The 16,984-nt window shown below is 60.1% G+C and carries 13 protein-coding genes; 7 read left to right on the plus strand and 6 right to left on the minus strand.

From position 1 onward, the window contains the following. The first annotated feature begins 695 nt into the window (after nucleotides 1-695). The 3 genes from SJQ66_RS06405 to SJQ66_RS06415 are packed head-to-tail and all read left to right on the plus strand — an operon-like array spanning nucleotide 696 to nucleotide 4,100. Nucleotides 696-920 carry a hypothetical protein gene (locus tag SJQ66_RS06405; protein WP_320534101.1) on the plus strand — a complete coding sequence of 75 codons (225 nt, stop codon included), beginning with the start codon at nucleotides 696-698 and terminating at the stop codon, nucleotides 918-920. Then, nucleotides 920-2,749 carry an ABC transporter permease gene (locus SJQ66_RS06410; protein WP_024904850.1) on the plus strand — a complete coding sequence of 610 codons (1,830 nt, stop codon included), beginning with the start codon at nucleotides 920-922 and terminating at the stop codon, nucleotides 2,747-2,749. The genes SJQ66_RS06405 and SJQ66_RS06410 overlap by 1 nt, the downstream gene beginning before the upstream one ends. Before the next feature lie 13 nt (nucleotides 2,750-2,762). Continuing rightward, complete coding sequence (locus SJQ66_RS06415; protein WP_024904849.1) at nucleotides 2,763-4,100, plus strand: ABC transporter ATP-binding protein; 1,338 nt, start codon at nucleotides 2,763-2,765, stop codon at nucleotides 4,098-4,100. Nucleotides 4,101-4,171: 71 nt separating this feature from the next. On the opposite strand, the gene SJQ66_RS06420 is transcribed toward SJQ66_RS06415, so the two are convergent. Continuing rightward, nucleotides 4,172-5,023, minus strand: a complete 852-nt coding sequence (locus SJQ66_RS06420) for an HAD family hydrolase (protein ID WP_024904848.1) — start codon at nucleotides 5,021-5,023, stop codon at nucleotides 4,172-4,174. A 406-nt stretch (nucleotides 5,024-5,429) separates the two neighbouring features. Here SJQ66_RS06420 and SJQ66_RS06425 point away from each other — a divergent pair, with 406 nt between their 5' ends. The 4 genes from SJQ66_RS06425 (at nucleotide 5,430) to SJQ66_RS06440 (ending at nucleotide 12,169) form a co-directional block, all read left to right on the plus strand. Further along, on the plus strand, nucleotides 5,430-6,734 hold the full coding sequence (locus SJQ66_RS06425; RefSeq protein ID WP_081765085.1) for an efflux RND transporter periplasmic adaptor subunit: 1,305 nt from the start codon (nucleotides 5,430-5,432) through the stop codon (nucleotides 6,732-6,734). Beyond that, nucleotides 6,734-9,838, plus strand: a complete 3,105-nt coding sequence (locus SJQ66_RS06430; protein ID WP_036011792.1) for an efflux RND transporter permease subunit — start codon at nucleotides 6,734-6,736, stop codon at nucleotides 9,836-9,838. The genes SJQ66_RS06425 and SJQ66_RS06430 overlap by 1 nt, the downstream gene beginning before the upstream one ends. Continuing rightward, nucleotides 9,835-11,568: an efflux transporter outer membrane subunit gene (locus SJQ66_RS06435; protein WP_320534102.1), complete on the plus strand. Its 1,734-nt coding sequence runs from the start codon at nucleotides 9,835-9,837 to the stop codon at nucleotides 11,566-11,568. Before SJQ66_RS06430 ends, SJQ66_RS06435 begins: the two co-directional genes overlap by 4 nt. A gap of 181 nt (nucleotides 11,569-11,749) precedes the next feature. Further along, entirely contained in the window at nucleotides 11,750-12,169 is a 420-nt protein-coding gene (locus SJQ66_RS06440; RefSeq protein ID WP_081765084.1) for a RidA family protein, read from the plus strand. A gap of 152 nt (nucleotides 12,170-12,321) precedes the next feature. On the opposite strand, the gene SJQ66_RS06445 is transcribed toward SJQ66_RS06440, so the two are convergent. The 5 genes from SJQ66_RS06445 to tssC all read right to left on the minus strand — a co-directional run bounded on the left by SJQ66_RS06445 (nucleotide 12,322) and on the right by tssC (nucleotide 16,937). Then, nucleotides 12,322-13,038: an MgtC/SapB family protein gene (locus tag SJQ66_RS06445; protein ID WP_024904843.1), complete on the minus strand. Its 717-nt coding sequence runs from the start codon at nucleotides 13,036-13,038 to the stop codon at nucleotides 12,322-12,324. Between the two features lie 234 nt (nucleotides 13,039-13,272). Next, the gene (gene puuE, locus SJQ66_RS06450) at nucleotides 13,273-14,235 is read right to left on the minus strand and encodes an allantoinase PuuE (RefSeq protein ID WP_036011790.1); all 963 of its coding nucleotides are present in this window, start codon (nucleotides 14,233-14,235) and stop codon (nucleotides 13,273-13,275) included. A 65-nt stretch (nucleotides 14,236-14,300) separates the two neighbouring features. After that, nucleotides 14,301-14,675: a hypothetical protein gene (locus tag SJQ66_RS06455; RefSeq protein WP_024904842.1), complete on the minus strand. Its 375-nt coding sequence runs from the start codon at nucleotides 14,673-14,675 to the stop codon at nucleotides 14,301-14,303. Nucleotides 14,676-14,876: 201 nt separating this feature from the next. Then, nucleotides 14,877-15,356 carry an Hcp family type VI secretion system effector gene (locus SJQ66_RS06460; RefSeq protein ID WP_024904841.1) on the minus strand — a complete coding sequence of 160 codons (480 nt, stop codon included), beginning with the start codon at nucleotides 15,354-15,356 and terminating at the stop codon, nucleotides 14,877-14,879. 63 nt (nucleotides 15,357-15,419) lie between these two features. Beyond that, nucleotides 15,420-16,937, minus strand: a complete 1,518-nt coding sequence (tssC, locus tag SJQ66_RS06465) for a type VI secretion system contractile sheath large subunit (RefSeq protein ID WP_320534103.1) — start codon at nucleotides 16,935-16,937, stop codon at nucleotides 15,420-15,422. Nucleotides 16,938-16,984: the final 47 nt, after the last annotated feature.

Raw genomic sequence — 16,984 nt, forward strand, 5'->3', positions numbered from 1 at the left:
GCATGGCGTCGTTTTTCGTCGCCATTACATCATTGCCGTGACAGCGTCGTGTACGGCGCACATGCGTTAAATGTTCTGCATTCGCCTGTTGACCAGTCTCCCAAACCATCAGTACAATCGCGCCATCTTCACGAAAGGGGCGGATGCCTTGGACAGTTGCAGTTGTCGATCTTCGATCTGTAGTGCTGCCTGATTGGCAGGACACCTGGCTCCCTTGCTTTTTCCTTACGCCACTGTCCCGCCAAATCTGGTGGACGGTGCGCGCCGTAGTTCCGATGGCATTCCTGGTCTAAACCTGGGTCCTTGCCGATTCCCGGATTCTCTCTTCGCGCTTTATCGATACCTGTCTCGTTTCCTGGATACCGTCCAGATGAATCGAGCGTTGTGTCGTGCACCCTGGTCGTCGTGCATCGTCGTCTTCACGGACCTCGCCATGCAAGATCGTCGATGCGCAGCGTTCATCGTTTCCTTTTGTTTTTGTGAAGTTTCATCAACCTACCAGGAGCGGCCATGACCGACGGTGACAGTAGTCCCATACCGAACGTTCTGCCCTTTTTCTCAATGATTGAGGAAAGCCGCTAGTCCGCGTCGACATGCCGTCTGGTACCGGGAGTCTCCTGGACCTACGTCTGCAGCGACGTCGCCGGACTACAGGCTTTCCGGCGATAGGCGTCTTGCATGACGCTAGGAGCACCATGATGTTCTTCGGCCTGTTGGTTTCACATACCTCCGTGTCTGCTTCGTTTTACGCATCGGCCCTCACCCCGGCCGGTGCCGCCGCCGACTTTCCGGCACGTGCCGCCACGCTCGCGCACGCGGCCTCTCCCGCGCGCCGTGCATTGGACGACACCAAGCTGCGCCTCCGCATTGCCGTTCGCGCTTCCGGCAATCCCGCCCAAGACGCTGTGGGAGTTCGTTGATGTCGTTCCGTTTCCATATACCCCCGGTGCCGCACGTATCACGCGTGAGCGGTACGCTGCGTGGCTTGCTGCCCAATCGGTGGGATGCCTGCGCCTTTCCGCTGATGCTATGCCTGATTGCGATGTTTGCCGTCGGATTCCACGAAACCATGGCGCCGGTGTCTAATTTGCAGACCCAGGCCGTCTCGCTCGATCCGTGGAACCTGCCCGAATACGCGTTGCGCACCACGCTCCGAATGCTGGCGGCGATGGTGGCGTCGGTCGTCTTCGCCTTGGTCTACGGCGCGATGGCGGCCAAGAGCCGCCGTGCCGAGAAACTGCTGGTGCCGGCGCTCGATATCCTGCAATCGGTTCCCATTCTCGGTTTCGTATCGTTGACGGTGACCTTTTTCATCGGACTGTTTCCCACGCGCGTGATGGGGGCCGAGCTGGCGGCCATCTTTGCGATCTGGACCAGTCAGGCGTGGAACATGGCATTCAGCGTCTACCAGTCCTTGCGTTCGGTGCCGAACGATCTGGACGAGGTCACCCGCAATCTGCAAATGAGTGGTTGGCAGCGTTTCTGGAAGCTTGAGGCCCCTTATGCAACGCCGGGTCTGATCTGGAACATGATGATGTCGATGTCCGGCGGGTGGTTTTTCATCGTCGCGGCGGAAGCGATTACGGTGGGCGATCATACGATTACGTTGCCCGGCGTGGGTTCGTTCCTGTCCTTGGCGATTGCACACCGTAACCTGGCCGCGGTTGGCTGGGTGGTCGCCACGATGATCGTCGTGATCCTGGCCTACGATCAGTTACTGTTTCGCCCGCTGGTGGCCTGGGCCGACAAGTTCCGGATGGAGAACACCAGTTCCGGTACGGCACCCCGTTCCTGGGTGCTCGACTTGATTCGCCGCACACGGCTGATCCGGCAAGCGTTGTTCCCGATGGCCTTGATGCTTGGCGCCATCGCCCGTTGGCCGATGGCCTGGCGTCCGGTGCGTGGCAATGCGCACCTCGACGCGGCGCGCGACGTGGTGCGCGCCGCGTCGCGGGAAGCCGCTGGGTCGAAGACCATCGATGTGCTCCGCCGTTGGGCGATCGGCAAGCCGGGCGATATTGTCTGGGCCTGCGCGCTTGTCGTGCTGACCCTCTATGTCATGGCGCGGGTGGTGCTGTTTGTCCGGACCGGCGTCACCCTTGACGAGGTGTTTCATGTCTTCGGGTTGGCGCTGATCACGATGGTGCGGGTGATTGTCCTGATCGCCTTGTCGTCGCTGATCTGGGTGCCGGTGGGCGTATGGATCGGACTGCGGCCCGCCTGGGCGGAAAAGATCCAGCCGCTGGCCCAGTTTCTGGCGGCGTTTCCGGCGAACGTGCTGTTCCCGATCTTCGTCGTCGTGATCGTGCGCTTCCACTTGAACGTCGATGTCTGGTTATCGCCGTTGATCGTGCTCGGCACGCAGTGGTACATCCTGTTCAACGTCATTGCCGGAGCGACCGCCTACCCGAACGATTTTCGCGAGGTCACCGCCAACCTGGGCATCCGCGGCTGGCAATGGTGGCGTCAGGCCATGCTTCCGGCCATCCTGCCGTATTACATCACGGGCGCGATCACGGCCTCGGGTGGTGCATGGAACGCGAGCATCGTATCGGAATATGTCGAGTGGGGTAGCACGCGTCTCTCCGCCCATGGTCTGGGTGCGTATATCGCGGAAACCACGGCCGCCGGCGATTTCCCGAAGATCATTCTCGGGATTGCGATGATGTCGATCTTCGTCGTGGTGTTCAACCGGGTGCTTTGGCGTCCGCTTTATGTGTACGCGGCGTCACGCCTGCGGCTGGATTGAAGGAGATAGAAAAATGAATACACCACATCAAAACCGTACCGCCGCAGCGTCGATGTTGCTCGATCCGCCAGTTCTCGAAGTCAAGGACGTCACGCGTGGATTCGGCGACGTGAAGGCCGGTCAAGGCGACCGCCTGGTGCTGGACGGGGTCAACCTGGCACTGCATGAAGGCGAGGTCGTTGGATTGCTGGGTCGTTCGGGCTCGGGCAAGTCGACGTTGTTGCGCATCATCTCGGGCCTGATCGCGCCCACCAGCGGCGACGTGACATACAAGGGCAAGCCGTTGAAGGGCCCCGCGGAGGGCGTGGCGATGGTCTTCCAGACCTTCGCGCTGTTTCCCTGGCTGACCGTGCTGCAAAACGTCGAGGCGGGGCTCGAGGCAAAAGGCGTCGATGCCCGTGAGCGTCGGCGCCGTGCGTTGGCCGCGATCGACTTGATCGGCCTCGATGGCTTCGAGAATGCCTATCCGCGCGAATTGTCCGGCGGTATGCGGCAACGCGTCGGGTTCGCACGCGCGTTGGTCATCGACCCGACGATCTTGTTGATGGATGAACCATTTTCGGCACTGGATGTGCTGACCGCGGAGACGCTGCGGACGGACTTGCTGGATCTCTGGTCGCAGCGCAAGCTACCGATCAAATCCGTGCTGATCGTGACGCATAATATTGAGGAGGCGGTGTTCATGTGCGACCGCATTCTGGTGCTGTCATCGAATCCGGGTCGCGTGATCGCCGAAATCAAAGTGCCGTTCATGCATCCGCGTAATCGCCTGGACCCGGTGTTCCGTCGTCTGGTCGACGATATCTACGCGCGCATGACCAGCCGGGCCGGCGATGCGGGCGGCAAGAAGGAGTTGACGTTGGGCAGCCGTTTGCCCACGGTATCGACAAACTTGATGGCGGGGTTGATCGAGACCTTGGCGGCCGCGCCGTACAACGGTCGCGCCGATATGCCGGAAATTGCGCGCTCATTGCAGCTCGAAGTCGATGAGCTGTTCCCGGTTGCGGAGCTGCTGCAGATTCTGGCGTTTGCCGATGTGCGTGAAGGCGATATCATCCTGACGGCATCGGGCCGTGCGTTTGTCGATGGCGATACGCAGGCACGCAAGCAGCTTTTCGCGGAGCACTTGCTGCGTCATGTGCCGCTGGCGACCCGCATCCGGGGTGTGCTCGACGAGCGGCCGGGCCATCGTGCGCCGCGTCTGCGTTTCGCCCAGGAGTTGGAGGACGTGTTGTCCGACAGCGCCGCGGAAGAAACGCTCGACACGGTGATCGACTGGAGTCGCTACGCGGAAATCTTCTCGTATAACGACCAGACCGAAGTGTTCAGCCTGGCTGACGTCGAAGGCTGACCCGAGTCGCGGTGTCAGCCGGTGCAGGACGTCCGGCATACCCAAGAATGGATATGCCCCCCGGCGTCCTTCTACTGGCCGTCGATGTCCGCCACCACTCGCGTGGGGATGCCTGCCAGCCTGATCGTCGTCCCCAATCGAGGATCCGCTGGCGCGATAAGCACTCCCTCGACATGCCGTCCGCGCTCTGCGAGCACGGCGCATTGCAAGATGTCATGTTCTTTGTCGCCATACGCCGTTATGGGTACAGCGCTTGAAATTGATAAGCGGCTTAGACTGTCGAGCAGTCGCGTGGGATCTGGTTTCGCATCGCTCTCGGAGCGTCTCCCGGGAGCGCACTGCAACTCGGACACGACATCAAAAAATCCTGTCACGCCCATCTGACGCACTTCATCGTCGAGCTGTTCTTGTTCCGTATTGCTTATCAGAATAATACGGTTGCAAGGGGTTCGCTGTTTTTCGAGAAAAGTGAGGGCGCCGCCGCAAAGCATCGCGTGTGCTGTAGTGGAAGGCGTTGATTCAAGCAGTTGATTGCAGGGTTGCTTCAACCATGCGCGCGCATCGTCATCGCGCTGATTAAGAATTGCTTTTGTCAGATTGGCTTTTTCATGCAACGTCGTTTTGGGCAACGTGCAACTGAGAAAGTCCTCGACAACAGATTTTTTCGATGCGCTCGCATGTGTGCTGCAATAATGGCGGAATGCGTCGTGGTTCATCGCGAGAAGTGGGGCATGTTCATCGTGCGTTGAATAAGAGACGCAACCCTGTTCCAGCGCGAGACTTGCGCTCAGAAGAGGTGGGATTTCCTCTGACTTATCTCTTGCTACCTTGCTTATGGCGTGATGTAGCTGGGCGTGATGCGTCCCATATGCATCGTAAATACAGTTATCCCAATCCATCACGATGACCTTATCGATATTCACGCGTATCCCCTTGTTCGAGGATGTAAGGGCGTGCAAATATACTAATCCAGCGTGATGTCTCTATAGATGCACGCGCATCGCGCTTTAAGCGTCGAACTCGCCGCTCGCTCTTGCTATCCAGTCCAGTCCCACGTCGCTTTCGTTTTGCTTCACCCCGTTTCGGATATGGCTGATTGTGCCATCGGTCGCAAACAGGCGAAGATGACGTTTTCAAAACGAAGTTGCGATCAGATGCATAGTCAGTAATGCGTGATGATGTGGCGCCTAACAATACGCTACTACCCGCCTGTCGCAGTCTGCTGCGACAGGCGGGTACGAAGGAAAAAATCGTTAGCTCATCGTTGTCCTGTCATATCCATTGCTTCCGATAAATCAATGGATGGCGCGACGTCTTTTTGGATAGGGCATGAAACACGCTGTTGCATTAAAACTGACTGCATTCATCGCGGCGGTTATCCTTTCATTCTTATCCGGATGTCGATCGGAGCGCGCGACTACCACACCATTGGAATCGGCTTCCGATCCTGCCAAGGCCGCGATATCCGAGGTGGCCTCATCGTCTTCTCCAGCGTCTTCGACAAAAGCGCCAGCGGTGTCGGCACGCGCGACGCCCAGCAAGCATGATGGCGCTGGGAAAACGGTAAGCGTGCTCCGTTTGCAGCCGCGGGTACTGCCGATCTCCATGGTCCTGCCTGGCCGCGTACTGGCCTATGAAACGTCCGATGTACGTCCCCAGGTGAGTGGTATCGTTCAGCGTCGTTGTTTCGTGGAAGGGGCATTGGTGAAGGCCGGACAGCCACTTTACCAAATCGAACCCGCACGCTACGAACTGGCGTATGAACAGGCGACGGCAGCCCTGGCCGGTGCCCGCGCAGCGGTACCGTTGGCGCGGTCGACACTCGCACGGGAGCGTGGCTTGCTCGCATCCGGTGCGACAAGCCGACAAGTGCACGATCAGGCGGTGGCGACGCTGGCACAGGCAGAGGCTGCACTGGCGTCGGCGCAAGCGGCACAACGCCGAGCGCGACTGGATCGCGACTTCGCGGTCGTGCGTGCGCCAATTGGCGGTTATATCGATCGATCCAACGTCAGTGCCGGCGCGCTGGTGGTGGCGGAACAGGTTGAGCCGCTGACGCGCATTCATCGGATCGACCGGGTCTACGTCGATTTACGTCAATCGTCTGAGCAGTTGCGGAGCATGCGCCGCACGCTTGAACAGTCCGGTGCCCTGACCGGCAAGGCGTCGAAGGTGACGTTGACGTTGTCCGACGGCGAGCCGTATCCCCAGACCGGGCGTCTGGATTTGACGGAATCGCGCGTGGCGCTCGATACGGACACCGTCGCGCTGCGGGCCGTGTTCGACAATCCGGAGCGCACGTTATTGCCTGGCATGTATGTTCGCGCAAATGTGACGGCGGGGACACTGCGAGATGGCTATCTCCTGCCGCAACGGGCGGTCAGTCGAAACGCGCGCGGCGAACCGTCGATCTGGGTCGTCGTGCATGGCAAAGCCGAGCAACGCACGCTGCCACAGGCACAACCCTATGGCAACGATTGGCTGGTGAACGGCGGGATCACCCCTGGCACGCTATTGATCGTCGAGGGGGAGATGCATGTCCGTGAAGGCGCGACCGTCGCCGTGGAAGAAGTGCGGATTGATCCCGGAAGCGGGCTCCTGGCGTTGCCGGCAGGGATTGAGGGGCAATCCTGATGGTGGGTGTTTTTATTCGCCGCCCGGTGCTGGCGTGCGTACTGGCGTTGATCGTTTCACTGGTGGGACTGTTGGCGATGCGCGTGCTTCCCATTGCGCAATATCCTGAAATTGCCCCCGCGACCATCGCGATCTCCGCGTCGTATCCCGGCGCCGATCCGCAGACGCTCGAGAATGCGGTGACGCGTGTCATTGAACAGGGGATGAACGGGCTTGATGGCTTGATGTACATGTCATCGCGTTCCAGTGGCCAGGGCGGAAGCGACATTACGTTGACCTTTGCGCAGGGCACAAACGCGGACGTGGCGCAGATGCAGGTCCAGAACAAGCTGCAACTGGTCACGGCGCAGTTGCCTGCGATCGTGCAGCGTACCGGCTTGCAGGTGACCAAGGCGTCCTCCGATTTCCTGATGGTGGTGGCTTTCGTATCGACCGACGGAAAACGCGATGCAACGGATCTCGATGATTACGTCGGCAGCGCGATGAGCGACGTGATACGCCGCGTGCCGGGCGTGGGCAATATCCGCCAATTCGGTGGGAGTTATGCGATGCGCATCTGGTTGGATCCGCATCGCATGGCACGCTACGCGTTGAATACCGACGATGTCGAACAGGCCTTGTTGGCGCAAAACGTGCAAATTGCCGCTGGTGAACTGGGTGCGCATCCTGCCGTACCGGGTCAGCAATTGAATGTAACGGTGACCGCGCGGGGGCAGTTGCGTACGCCGGAGGCATTCGGCGCCGTGATCGTAAAGCGGGCTGATGACGGTGCGATCGTGCAGTTGAAGGATGTTGCCCGGGTGGCAATCGGTGCCGAAACCTATGCATTCGGTGTGCGTTATAACGGCAAGCCGACATCCGGGATAGGTATCAGCCTTGCGACCGGCGCGAATGCGGTGTCGACGGCCAGTGCCGTGTATGAGACGCTCGATCGTTTGCGAGACGCCATGCCGCCAGGCGTCGAGGTTGTCTACCAATATGACACGACACCCTTCGTCAAACTGTCCATCGTGAAAGTAGTGCAGACACTTGTCGAAGCGGCAGTGTTGGTATTTCTCGTGATGTGGCTGTTCTTGCAGAACCTGCGCGCCACGTTGATCCCAACGCTGGCTATTCCGGTGGTGCTGCTTGGCACGATGGCCGTGTTGTCGGTATTCGGCTATGGGATCAACACGTTGACCATGTTCGCGCTGGTACTGGCGATCGGCCTGCTGGTGGACGACGCCATCGTGGTTGTTGAAAATGTCGAACGGGTGATGGCGGAGACCGGGCTGCCGGCACGGGAGGCCACCGAGCGGTCGATGCGTCAGATCGGCGGCGCCTTGGTGGGCATCACGGCGATCGTGTGCGTGGTTTTCGTGCCGATGGCATTCATGGCCGGTTCGACCGGTGCGATTTATCGGCAGTTTTCCGTCACGATCGTTGCGGCAATGTTGTTGTCCTTGGCGGTGGCGTTGACGTTGACGCCGGCGCTCTGCGGGGTGTTGCTGAAGCCGGGGCATCAATCAAGCGAAAAGGGGCGTTTTTTCCGATGGTTTAACGCGGCATTCGATCGTGCGACAACAACCTATCGCCAGGGCGTGGTGCGGGGTATTCGACACACTGGCCGCGTGCTGGTCGTGTTTGTCGTCATCGTCGTCTGCGTGGGATGGTTGTTTGCTCGCTTGCCGTCGGGTTTTGTACCGGAGGAGGATCAAGGCTCGCTTTTTACCGTGGTGCAACTTCCGCCGGGCGCTGTCACGGACCGCACGCGCGCTGTATTGGAGCGCATCACCGATCATTATCGGGAGAATGAATCGGAAAACGTCGAAGGCGTGCTGACAGTGGAGGGGTGGAGTTTCGCCGGGAGTGGCCAGAACATGGGGGCTGTCTGGGTCAAGCTACGCGATTTCGGTGAACGCGGCGGCGCGGCCACGCGCTCTGCCGCTGCGGTGGTAGCGCGCGCCAATGCCGTATTTGCAACATGGCGCGATGCACAGGTGTTCGCGCTGTCGCCTTCGGGTATTCCGGGAATGGGGACGTCGAATGGCTTCGACATGTATCTGATGGACCGGAATAGTGAAGGTGGCGCGTCGCTCGACGAGGCGCGCAAGACGTTGCTGCTTGCCGCGGCGCAATCGGACGTATTGAGCCATGTGCGTTTCACGGGAATGGACGATGCGCCGCAATTCACCGTGGATATCGATTACGCAAAAGCGCAGGCGCTCGGTGTGCCGATCGAGCAGATTCATCACACGCTGTCGTCGGCGTGGGGTGGTCGCTATATCAATGACTTCATTGACAGAGGGCGGGTCAAGCGTGTGTTTATCCAGGCCGACGCGCCATTCCGCATGCAGCCGCAGCAACTCGATCAGTGGCATGTCCGAAATGTGCAGGGCCAGATGGTGCCGTTTTCGTCGTTTGCCAAGGGGCGTTGGACTACCGGACCCGCGGGTCTTGCGCGTTACAACGGCAATAGCGCGGTGCAGATCGAGGGTAGCGCGAAACCGGGATACAGTTCCGGGCAAGCCATGGCTGCAATGGACCACCTGATTGCCACGTTGCCTGCAAGGTTTGGGCACGAATGGACGGGGCTGTCGTTCGAGGAGCGCTTATCGGGGAACCAGGCAATCGGCCTTTATGCGATTTCCATCCTGGTGGTTTTTCTATGTCTTGCCGCAATGTACGAGAGCTGCTCAATACCGTTTGCCGTGCTGCTCAGCGTGCCGCTTGGCGTTGCCGGGTCCGTTCTTGCGGCGATGGCATTTGGCCAGAGTAATGATGTGTATTTCAAGGTCGGTCTCCTGACGATCATCGGACTATCAGCGAAAAATGCCATTCTCATCATCGAATTCGCGTTGCAACGCCAGGCGGCCGGACATGCGTTGCTGCGGGCGACGATCGATGCCGCCACGATGCGCCTACGTCCGATTCTGATGACATCGATTGCGTTTATCGTTGGCGTGCTGCCCTTGGCGATTTCGCGCGGGGCGGGGTCCGGCGCGCAGAATGCCGTGGGCATCGGGGTCATGGGCGGGATGATCGCGGTGACGGCGCTGGGGATTTTCTTTGTGCCGGTCTGCTATGTCGCCATTCGGTCGTGTTGCCGGCGGAGGGCATCATGAGCGGACGCGGGAATGAGAAAAAGGCGGGCGTGGTCGTGTCATCCGCGCAATGCGTTGCACCGCGGCTGCGGGCAACGGCGCCGTCGCGCGGCGGCCGGGCGATTGGTGTGGGTTGCCGATTGAGTGCCATTGCTGGTTTGGTCGCTTCGAGTGCCTGCACGCTTGGGCCGGATTACCGCCGCCCGGACGTCGCGGTGCCGGCGCAGTGGCGTAGCATGGGCGCGGCGGACGTCCGATCCGGGCTGGATGATGGACAGCGCGCCCTGCGCCAGGCGGTGGACGACGAACATGTCATGCACGCGTGGTCCCTGGCACCGTGGTGGCAGAGGTTGAACGATCCGGTGCTCGATGACCTGGTTGGCGCGGCACTGGCGCGTAACCGCGATCTCGCCATCGCACTGGAAAAAGTACGTGAGGCGCGCGCGGCGTACGGACAGGCGTCGGCGCAACCCTGGCCCTCGTTGTCCGCGACGGCGAGTGGCACACGCCAGGATCAACCGTCGATGGTAATGGCGTTCGCGGGCCCCGGTGCGGGGAGCGGCGCTGGCTCCGGCGGGCAGTCGTCGCTCTCGGGTGGACCGATATCGTTTCTCCAGGCCGGATTGTCAGCGAGTTGGGAGGTAGATCTCTTTGGCGGCAATCGACGTGCCGCGGAAGCCGCACGCTATGGTCTGGACGCCGCGCATTGGCAGCACCGGGCGGCAATGCTGGCATTGGTGGGGGATGTGGTCCGTTACTACACGCAAGCGCGCCTTGCCCAGCAGCAACATGCGATCGAGCGCGATAACGCCCGCACGCTCACGCATCTCCTGAAGCTGACGCGTGCGCGTTGCGAGGCGGGCACGGCGTCGCGTCTGGAAAGCCTGCGCTTCGATGCGGACCTGCGAACCACGCAGGCCCGCATCATCGCGCGGGCCGTGCAATACCGACAGGCCGAGCACGCGTTATCGATGCTCACCGGCGAAGCGCCTGGCACCTGGTTGCCCGCATTACAGGGACCGGATGATCTGGCGGACGTTTCGTCCCACGCCTCGATGTCGACACAGACGGCGGCGCACGCAGGTGTCTTGCCGCCACCTCCATTGCCATTGCCGTCCTTTCCCATCGCGGTTGCCGTGCCGTCTTCCGTGCTGTTGATGCGTCCGGACCTTCAGGTGGCGGAACGGCAGTACGCGGCGGCGACGGCGAGAGTCGGCGTGGCGCAAGCGGAGCGGATGCCAAAGGTCTCTCTGGTCGGCTCGCTCTATTCCATCGGTTTGCGTCCCGGTGATCTTGCCCGTCGCTCGTCCATTGGCTGGGGGATCGGCCCGCAGATTTCGTTGCCGCTATTTACCGGCGGGCGTTTGCGCGCGGCGGTGGACATGGCGATGAGTGTGCGTCAGCAGGCGTTCCTGACCTATGAGTCGGCGGTGTTGACGGCGTTGCGGGACGTAGAGGACGCCGTGGTCGGATTATCCGGCGCGATTGCCGAAGCGGACGCCGCCGAGGCCGCGGAAGGCCGTTATGCGGAGGCTGCGCGTCTCGCCACGTCACGTTTCGAGGCAGGGGCGGATTTGCAGGACGCGACGTTGATTGCCAAACGTGACCACGCTGCATCGCGTACTCGGCTGGCCGACAGTCGGGTGGCAGTGACGCTCGCCTATATCGGCTTGCAGAAAGCACTGGGCGGCGGGTGGGACGGACGGGCAGAAGCGGCCGACGCTCCCGATGCGGAAGCGCCTGCTGCGTGATGCATTAGCCTTGCCTGCAGAGGCCCTCGCTGACAATGAGGCAGGACCTGACGAATGATCCGGCAACGTGCTTTGCAACAGAAAATTTAAATTGAGATACTTATGGCGTTAAATAAAGGAAGCTGCGGCCACTCGCCTGTTTGCGACCGTCGCTTCCGTCCATCCCTACCAAGGAAAACAGATGTCTGAAACCCACGCCCGCCAGTCCTTGTTGCCGACCTTCCTGATGGTGGACGACGCGCCAACGCCGGTGGGGCCGTTTTCCCACGCCGTCGAGACCGATGGGTGGGTGTTTCTGACCGGGCAGATGCCAACCGACCCGGACAACGATGCCACGCCGTTGCCGGAGGGCGTGACCGCCCAGACGCGGCGCGTGATGGACAACTTGATTTTGGTCTTGCACGGCGTCGGGCTGACGCTGGACAACGTGGTCAGCGTGCGGATCTACCTGACGGAATTCGAACGAGACTACGCGGCGATGAACGAGGCCTACAAGGCTTATTTCCTGCCGAAGCCGCTGCCGGCCCGCACTTGCATCGGCGTCACCGGTTTGGCACGCAAGGCGGTGGTCGAGATCGATATGGTGGCGCGTCGCCCGTGACATGGGGCGCCGTGGGTTCGCGTGGCGTAGTAGTGCCGTGGGTCCGACGGCGTTTCGACGGCAAGCCGTGGGCATCGGGCCTGCGCCTGAGGCGATCGACTCCTAAGGGCTGCGGTGCACCGGGGTCGAACGCGTCCGATGGCCTCGCCAGGTTACTCGGTGGTGCTTGGACTCCAGAATGCTTGCCGTACGCCCGGGATGGCCGCTAATTTCTGTACCAGCGCATCCAGCTCGTCCCCATCGACGGAGGTTGCCACCAGCGTGGCTTCAATCTCGATCTCATCCTGGCCGAATGCATGCAGGTCGAGGTCGCGCGTGGGGTGGTCACTGTTCTCGAGCGCATCCTCGAGCATTTTCATGACCCGCTTCTGATGCAGGCGCTCGGCGATCACATGCACGGTATTGGTGACTTCGACCGATTCCACATCCAGCGGCTTGCGATTGATCGAGTTGACGATCGGCCGCAACAGTGTGTTCGCCGCAAGTACCGCCAACGTCCCGACAAACGCCTCGCCGATCAGGTCCGCGCCGGCCGCTGCGCCCACTGCCGCTGATCCCCACAGGGTGGCCGCTGTATTCAAGCCACGGACATTGCCTTCCTCTCGCATGATAACGCCCGCGCCCAGGAAACCGACGCCTGACACCACATAGGCCAGCACGTGTACCGCGCCTTGATGACCATCGAGACGATTGGCCATGTCGACAAAGACCGCCGCGCCGACGGCAACCAGGACGTTCGTTCGCAGTCCCGCGGTGCGCTGCCGATATTGCCGCTCCAGGCCGATCACGCCGCCTAGCAGGAACGCGGCGATCAAGCTGATGCAGGTGTCGAGCAGCGAATCGATCTGAAAGTTTTGTATTGCTTCCATAACTGTTTTCCGCCGTGCTGCCGTGTTGCAGGTGCCCTGGGGCCCCCGTTGAAGCGCACGATTATAGCGCTCGCGTATGACAATGCGCGCCACGGATTAGCGTTCTGGCAGTCTCAACATCTCTGGCGCATCGGCAGGTCTGGATGGCGGTTGAAAAACAGGGCTGTTCGCGTGCCAAGGCGGCATGCTAATCGCACGCCGCCTTGGCACGAACGCGATTGACACAGTGCGCTTTTATGGCGTCACATGCGGGTGATGCTGATGCCAATGACGTGCGATGTGATCGCGGCGACAGATCCAGACTCTGTCGTGTCGTGCAACGTGATCGAGAAATCGTTGCAACGCGATGAACCGGCCCGGCCGCCCGAGCAGCCGACAATGCATGCCGACCGACATCATCTTCGGCGTGTCCGCGCCCTCGGCATACAGCACATCGAAGCTATCGCGTAAATAGACGAAGAACTGCTCCGCGGTGTTGAACCCTTGTGGCGTGGCGAAACGCATGTCGTTGGTATCGAGCGTGTACGGCACGATCAATTGCGGGACAGTGCCCCTTTGCTGCGTGCGCACGTTCGTCCAGAACGGAAGGTCGTCCCCGTAGTAGTCGGAGTCGTAGAGAAACCCCCCGTATTCCGCCACCAGTTGTCGTGTCTGTGGGCTGTCCCGGCCGGTGTACCAGCCGAGAGGACGGCTGCCGGTCAACCGGGTAATGGCTTCCATTCCCAGCCGCATATGTTCCGCTTCCTTATCGCGTGGCATATCCTGATAATGGATCCAGCGCCAGCCATGACAGGCGATTTCGTGACCCAGTTCAGTGAACGCACTGGCCAGATCGGGGTGGCGTTCCAACGCCATCCCGACGGCGAAGACGGTCAATGGCAATCGACGTTTCTCAAATTCCCTCAGGATGCGCCAGACGCCGGCACGTGAGCCATATTCGTAGATCGATTCCATACTCATGTGCCGCGCCGGATAAGACGCGGCGCCAACGATTTCAGAGAGGAACTGCTCGGAGCCGGCGTCACCGTGGAGGATATTGTTCTCGCCGCCTTCTTCGTAGTTCAGCACGAATTGCAGCGCGATACGGGCATTGCCCGGCCAACCGGCTTGCACCGGATCGCGGCCGTAGCCGATCATGTCGCGAGGATAAGCGTTAGCGTGCATGGCGTGTCTGTTCCTGTTCGGATTCAGCGCCATATCGTATCAGGCGCCGATTTTTTTAGGAAAAGAACGTATCCGCTGCCGTTATCTGTGCAGGCGGACTAGTCGGAAGCCGAACCCACGTCGCCACGCGCACTCGCTGCCGCTTCTCGTATGCAACCGCCCAGATAGTCGAGATGATCCATTGCCGCGGAGGTCAGTGCGACTTGTTTGCGGCGATTGTCCGTTGTGTCTTGCAACGTCAGCCACCCTTTCGTGCGCATGGCGTGCAGGCGACGAAAGACGCGTGTAGGCGACCCGAGGCGAGCAATACCGATCAGATCCCGGACACACAGTCTTTCGTGCGCACCTTGACGTAACGCGACGGTAATAAGGATTTGTTCTTCGACGGCATCGAGTTCAGGCAACGCTGCCGTGCCAGACCCCGCCTGTGTCTTGTGCAGGAATTGAATATAGAGATCGGCGGGGCGGTTCATGCGCGAAGGATTCCCTCTCGGGCGTATACGTGACCAGGGAAATGGCCTGCGGAATGGCGCGACGGCGAACGGACGACGCAGTCAAGCAATGACCACGGCTATAGTATATCAGTGGTATTTTAATGCGTGCGCGGTTTTCCGCGATGCCTGCGGCTGGCGTCGAGGGAGGGCGGGGAGGGGCGCGCCAGGCGCCCCCCCTGATCAGGCGGCTACACTCTTTGTCAAATCCCAACCGAACTGCGCGTTCCCCTTGGGAGTGCCGTCCGGTTTCTGTTGCGTGAATACGCAGGTCAGTTTCGTGAAGTTCAGCGAAAAGGTGTCCGATCCTCCGCCAGGGTGGCCCGCTGTCCGAATGGACGAAATCATGGCGTTTGCCATGGTGTATTTGATCAGTGACATGTACTTTCCCTTGTCGGTGCGCCCCATGTCCAGTACCACGTCGCCGAGATTCGTGCCGCTGGCGCACGCAGCCAGCAGCGCCGGCGTGGAAACATCGGTCGTTTTGGAGAAGGACATTTCCGAAAATGTCGGGCGACCGATCGTCCGATCACTGTTTCCGGCGTCGGCATATAGCGGCAGTGATACGCCGTGAGAAAAAGACTCGACAATGATCTTGTCGGCATAACCTGCGATGATCGAATTGCCCTTGATGCTTTTGATCGAGAGGAAAAGCGATTCCATGATGTTTCCCGCGTTGATGGATTATGGGGCGGTGGGAAAAAAGGGGGCTATGCGACCGCTTGTTCAGGCTGCCGCTGCGGGAAGTTCCGCAACGAGTCGCATCGAGGCCGTCAAGGTTTCCATCTGGAAATGCGGCTTCAAGAAGCACGTGGCGTTGTAAGCGCCTGGTTTGCCTGGGACTTCCGTCACATCAACGCGTGCCTCGCTAAGCGGAAAGCGTGCCTTGGCGGCCTGCGGCGCGGACGTATTGAGCAGGACGTAGTCCGCTATCCAGTTGTTCAGATACCCTTCCACCTCCTCTCGTGTCTGGAAACTGCCCACCTTGTCGCGCATGATGACCTTCAAATAATGCGCGAAACGTGAGGCCGCCATGATGTAGGGCAACCGTGCGGATAGCAGCGCGTTTGCGTTCGCTTCGTCTTTTGAATAGGTTTTCGGTTGGTTGACGGTCTGGCCACCAAAAAACGTGGCGGAGTTGGAACCTTTTGCATTGACGACGGCAATAAAGCCCAGGTCGTTCAATTCTTTTTCACGGCGATCGGTGATTGTCACTTCGGTAGGGCACTTCAGCGCAAAATCGCCTTCATTGGTACGGAACATATGGGTCGGCAGACCTTCGATCTTGCCTCCGCCTTCGACGCCCCGTATGGCGGTGGTCCAGCTATATTGGGCAAAAGCCGCGGTGATACGCAGACCCAACTGATAGGCGGAATTGGCCCACAAGTATTTCGTATGGTCGGTACCGTCGACGGCCTCTTCGAAACGGAACGACTCCACCGGACTCGTAGTGGCGCCATACGGCAGCCGGGCGGCGTAACTTGGCAAGACCAGTGCGACGTAACGGGAATCTTCCGCTTCACGGAAATTGCGCCACGGTGCCAGTTCGGCACTTTCAAACAGTTTTGAGAGATCCCGCGGCACGCCCAGGTCCGCGAAGGACTTCATGTCGAACAGCGCAGGAGAGGCGGCACTGATAAAAGGTGCGTGTGCGGCAGCGGCCACTTTCGAGATACGATCTAGCAGTGCGATGTCCTGTGGATGTCGGCCAAACGTGAAGTCACCGATCAACAATGAAAACGGGCTGCCGCCAAATGTGCCGTACTCGTCTTCGTACACTTTCTTGAAAAGCACACTCATGTCGTGATCGACTGCCGTTTCCAAATCCTTCAGCAGTTCAGACTTGGACACGTTGAGAAGCCGTAGTTTCAGCCTCGAACTGGTTTCTGTCCCCTGCACCATATCTGAAAGACCACGCCAGGACGCCTCCAACGCCTGAAATGTCTGATCGTGCAGGACCGTATTCAACTGGTCGCTTAGAAGGCGATCGATCTCCGCCACACGGTCGTTGATCATTGCGACAACGCCTTTGTCCGGGCTCGTTCGCATGCCTTCATCCAGGATTTGCGAGGCCAACTGCCCAATCAGTTTTTTTGCATACGTATTTTGGGATGGCTCGATGGCCATATTCCCTTCCTGAACGATCTTATCGAGCAGCGTGGCATTGGCGGCGGGCGCATCCGCGGTTGCCATGTCCGAATCCGCTTCGACTGCGCTCGCCGCAGCCTTTGCTTTGTTTGCCATGATAGGTGTCTTCGTTACGTACGTGAATGGATAGACGATAAGCCGCG

This window comes from Robbsia andropogonis (assembly GCF_034047095.1).
Lineage (GTDB): Bacteria > Pseudomonadota > Gammaproteobacteria > Burkholderiales > Burkholderiaceae > Robbsia > Robbsia andropogonis.

Excerpts from the sequence above, each read along its gene's own strand:
- SJQ66_RS06435 (WP_320534102.1), top strand. The coding sequence starts at position 9,835 with ATGAGCGGACGCGGGAATGAGAAAAAGGCGGGCGTGGTCGTGTCATCC.
- SJQ66_RS06440 (WP_081765084.1), top strand. The coding sequence starts at position 11,750 with ATGTCTGAAACCCACGCCCGCCAGTCCTTGTTGCCGACCTTCCTGATG.
- SJQ66_RS06415 (WP_024904849.1), top strand. The coding sequence starts at position 2,763 with ATGAATACACCACATCAAAACCGTACCGCCGCAGCGTCGATGTTGCTC.
- puuE (WP_036011790.1), bottom strand. The coding sequence starts at position 14,235 with ATGGCGCTGAATCCGAACAGGAACAGACACGCCATGCACGCTAACGCT.
- SJQ66_RS06410 (WP_024904850.1), top strand. The coding sequence starts at position 920 with ATGTCGTTCCGTTTCCATATACCCCCGGTGCCGCACGTATCACGCGTG.
- SJQ66_RS06455 (WP_024904842.1), bottom strand. The coding sequence starts at position 14,675 with ATGAACCGCCCCGCCGATCTCTATATTCAATTCCTGCACAAGACACAG.
- SJQ66_RS06445 (WP_024904843.1), bottom strand. The coding sequence starts at position 13,038 with ATGGAAGCAATACAAAACTTTCAGATCGATTCGCTGCTCGACACCTGC.
- SJQ66_RS06430 (WP_036011792.1), top strand. The coding sequence starts at position 6,734 with ATGGTGGGTGTTTTTATTCGCCGCCCGGTGCTGGCGTGCGTACTGGCG.
- SJQ66_RS06425 (WP_081765085.1), top strand. The coding sequence starts at position 5,430 with ATGAAACACGCTGTTGCATTAAAACTGACTGCATTCATCGCGGCGGTT.
- SJQ66_RS06405 (WP_320534101.1), top strand. The coding sequence starts at position 696 with ATGATGTTCTTCGGCCTGTTGGTTTCACATACCTCCGTGTCTGCTTCG.
- SJQ66_RS06460 (WP_024904841.1), bottom strand. The coding sequence starts at position 15,356 with ATGGAATCGCTTTTCCTCTCGATCAAAAGCATCAAGGGCAATTCGATC.
- tssC (WP_320534103.1), bottom strand. The coding sequence starts at position 16,937 with ATGGCAAACAAAGCAAAGGCTGCGGCGAGCGCAGTCGAAGCGGATTCG.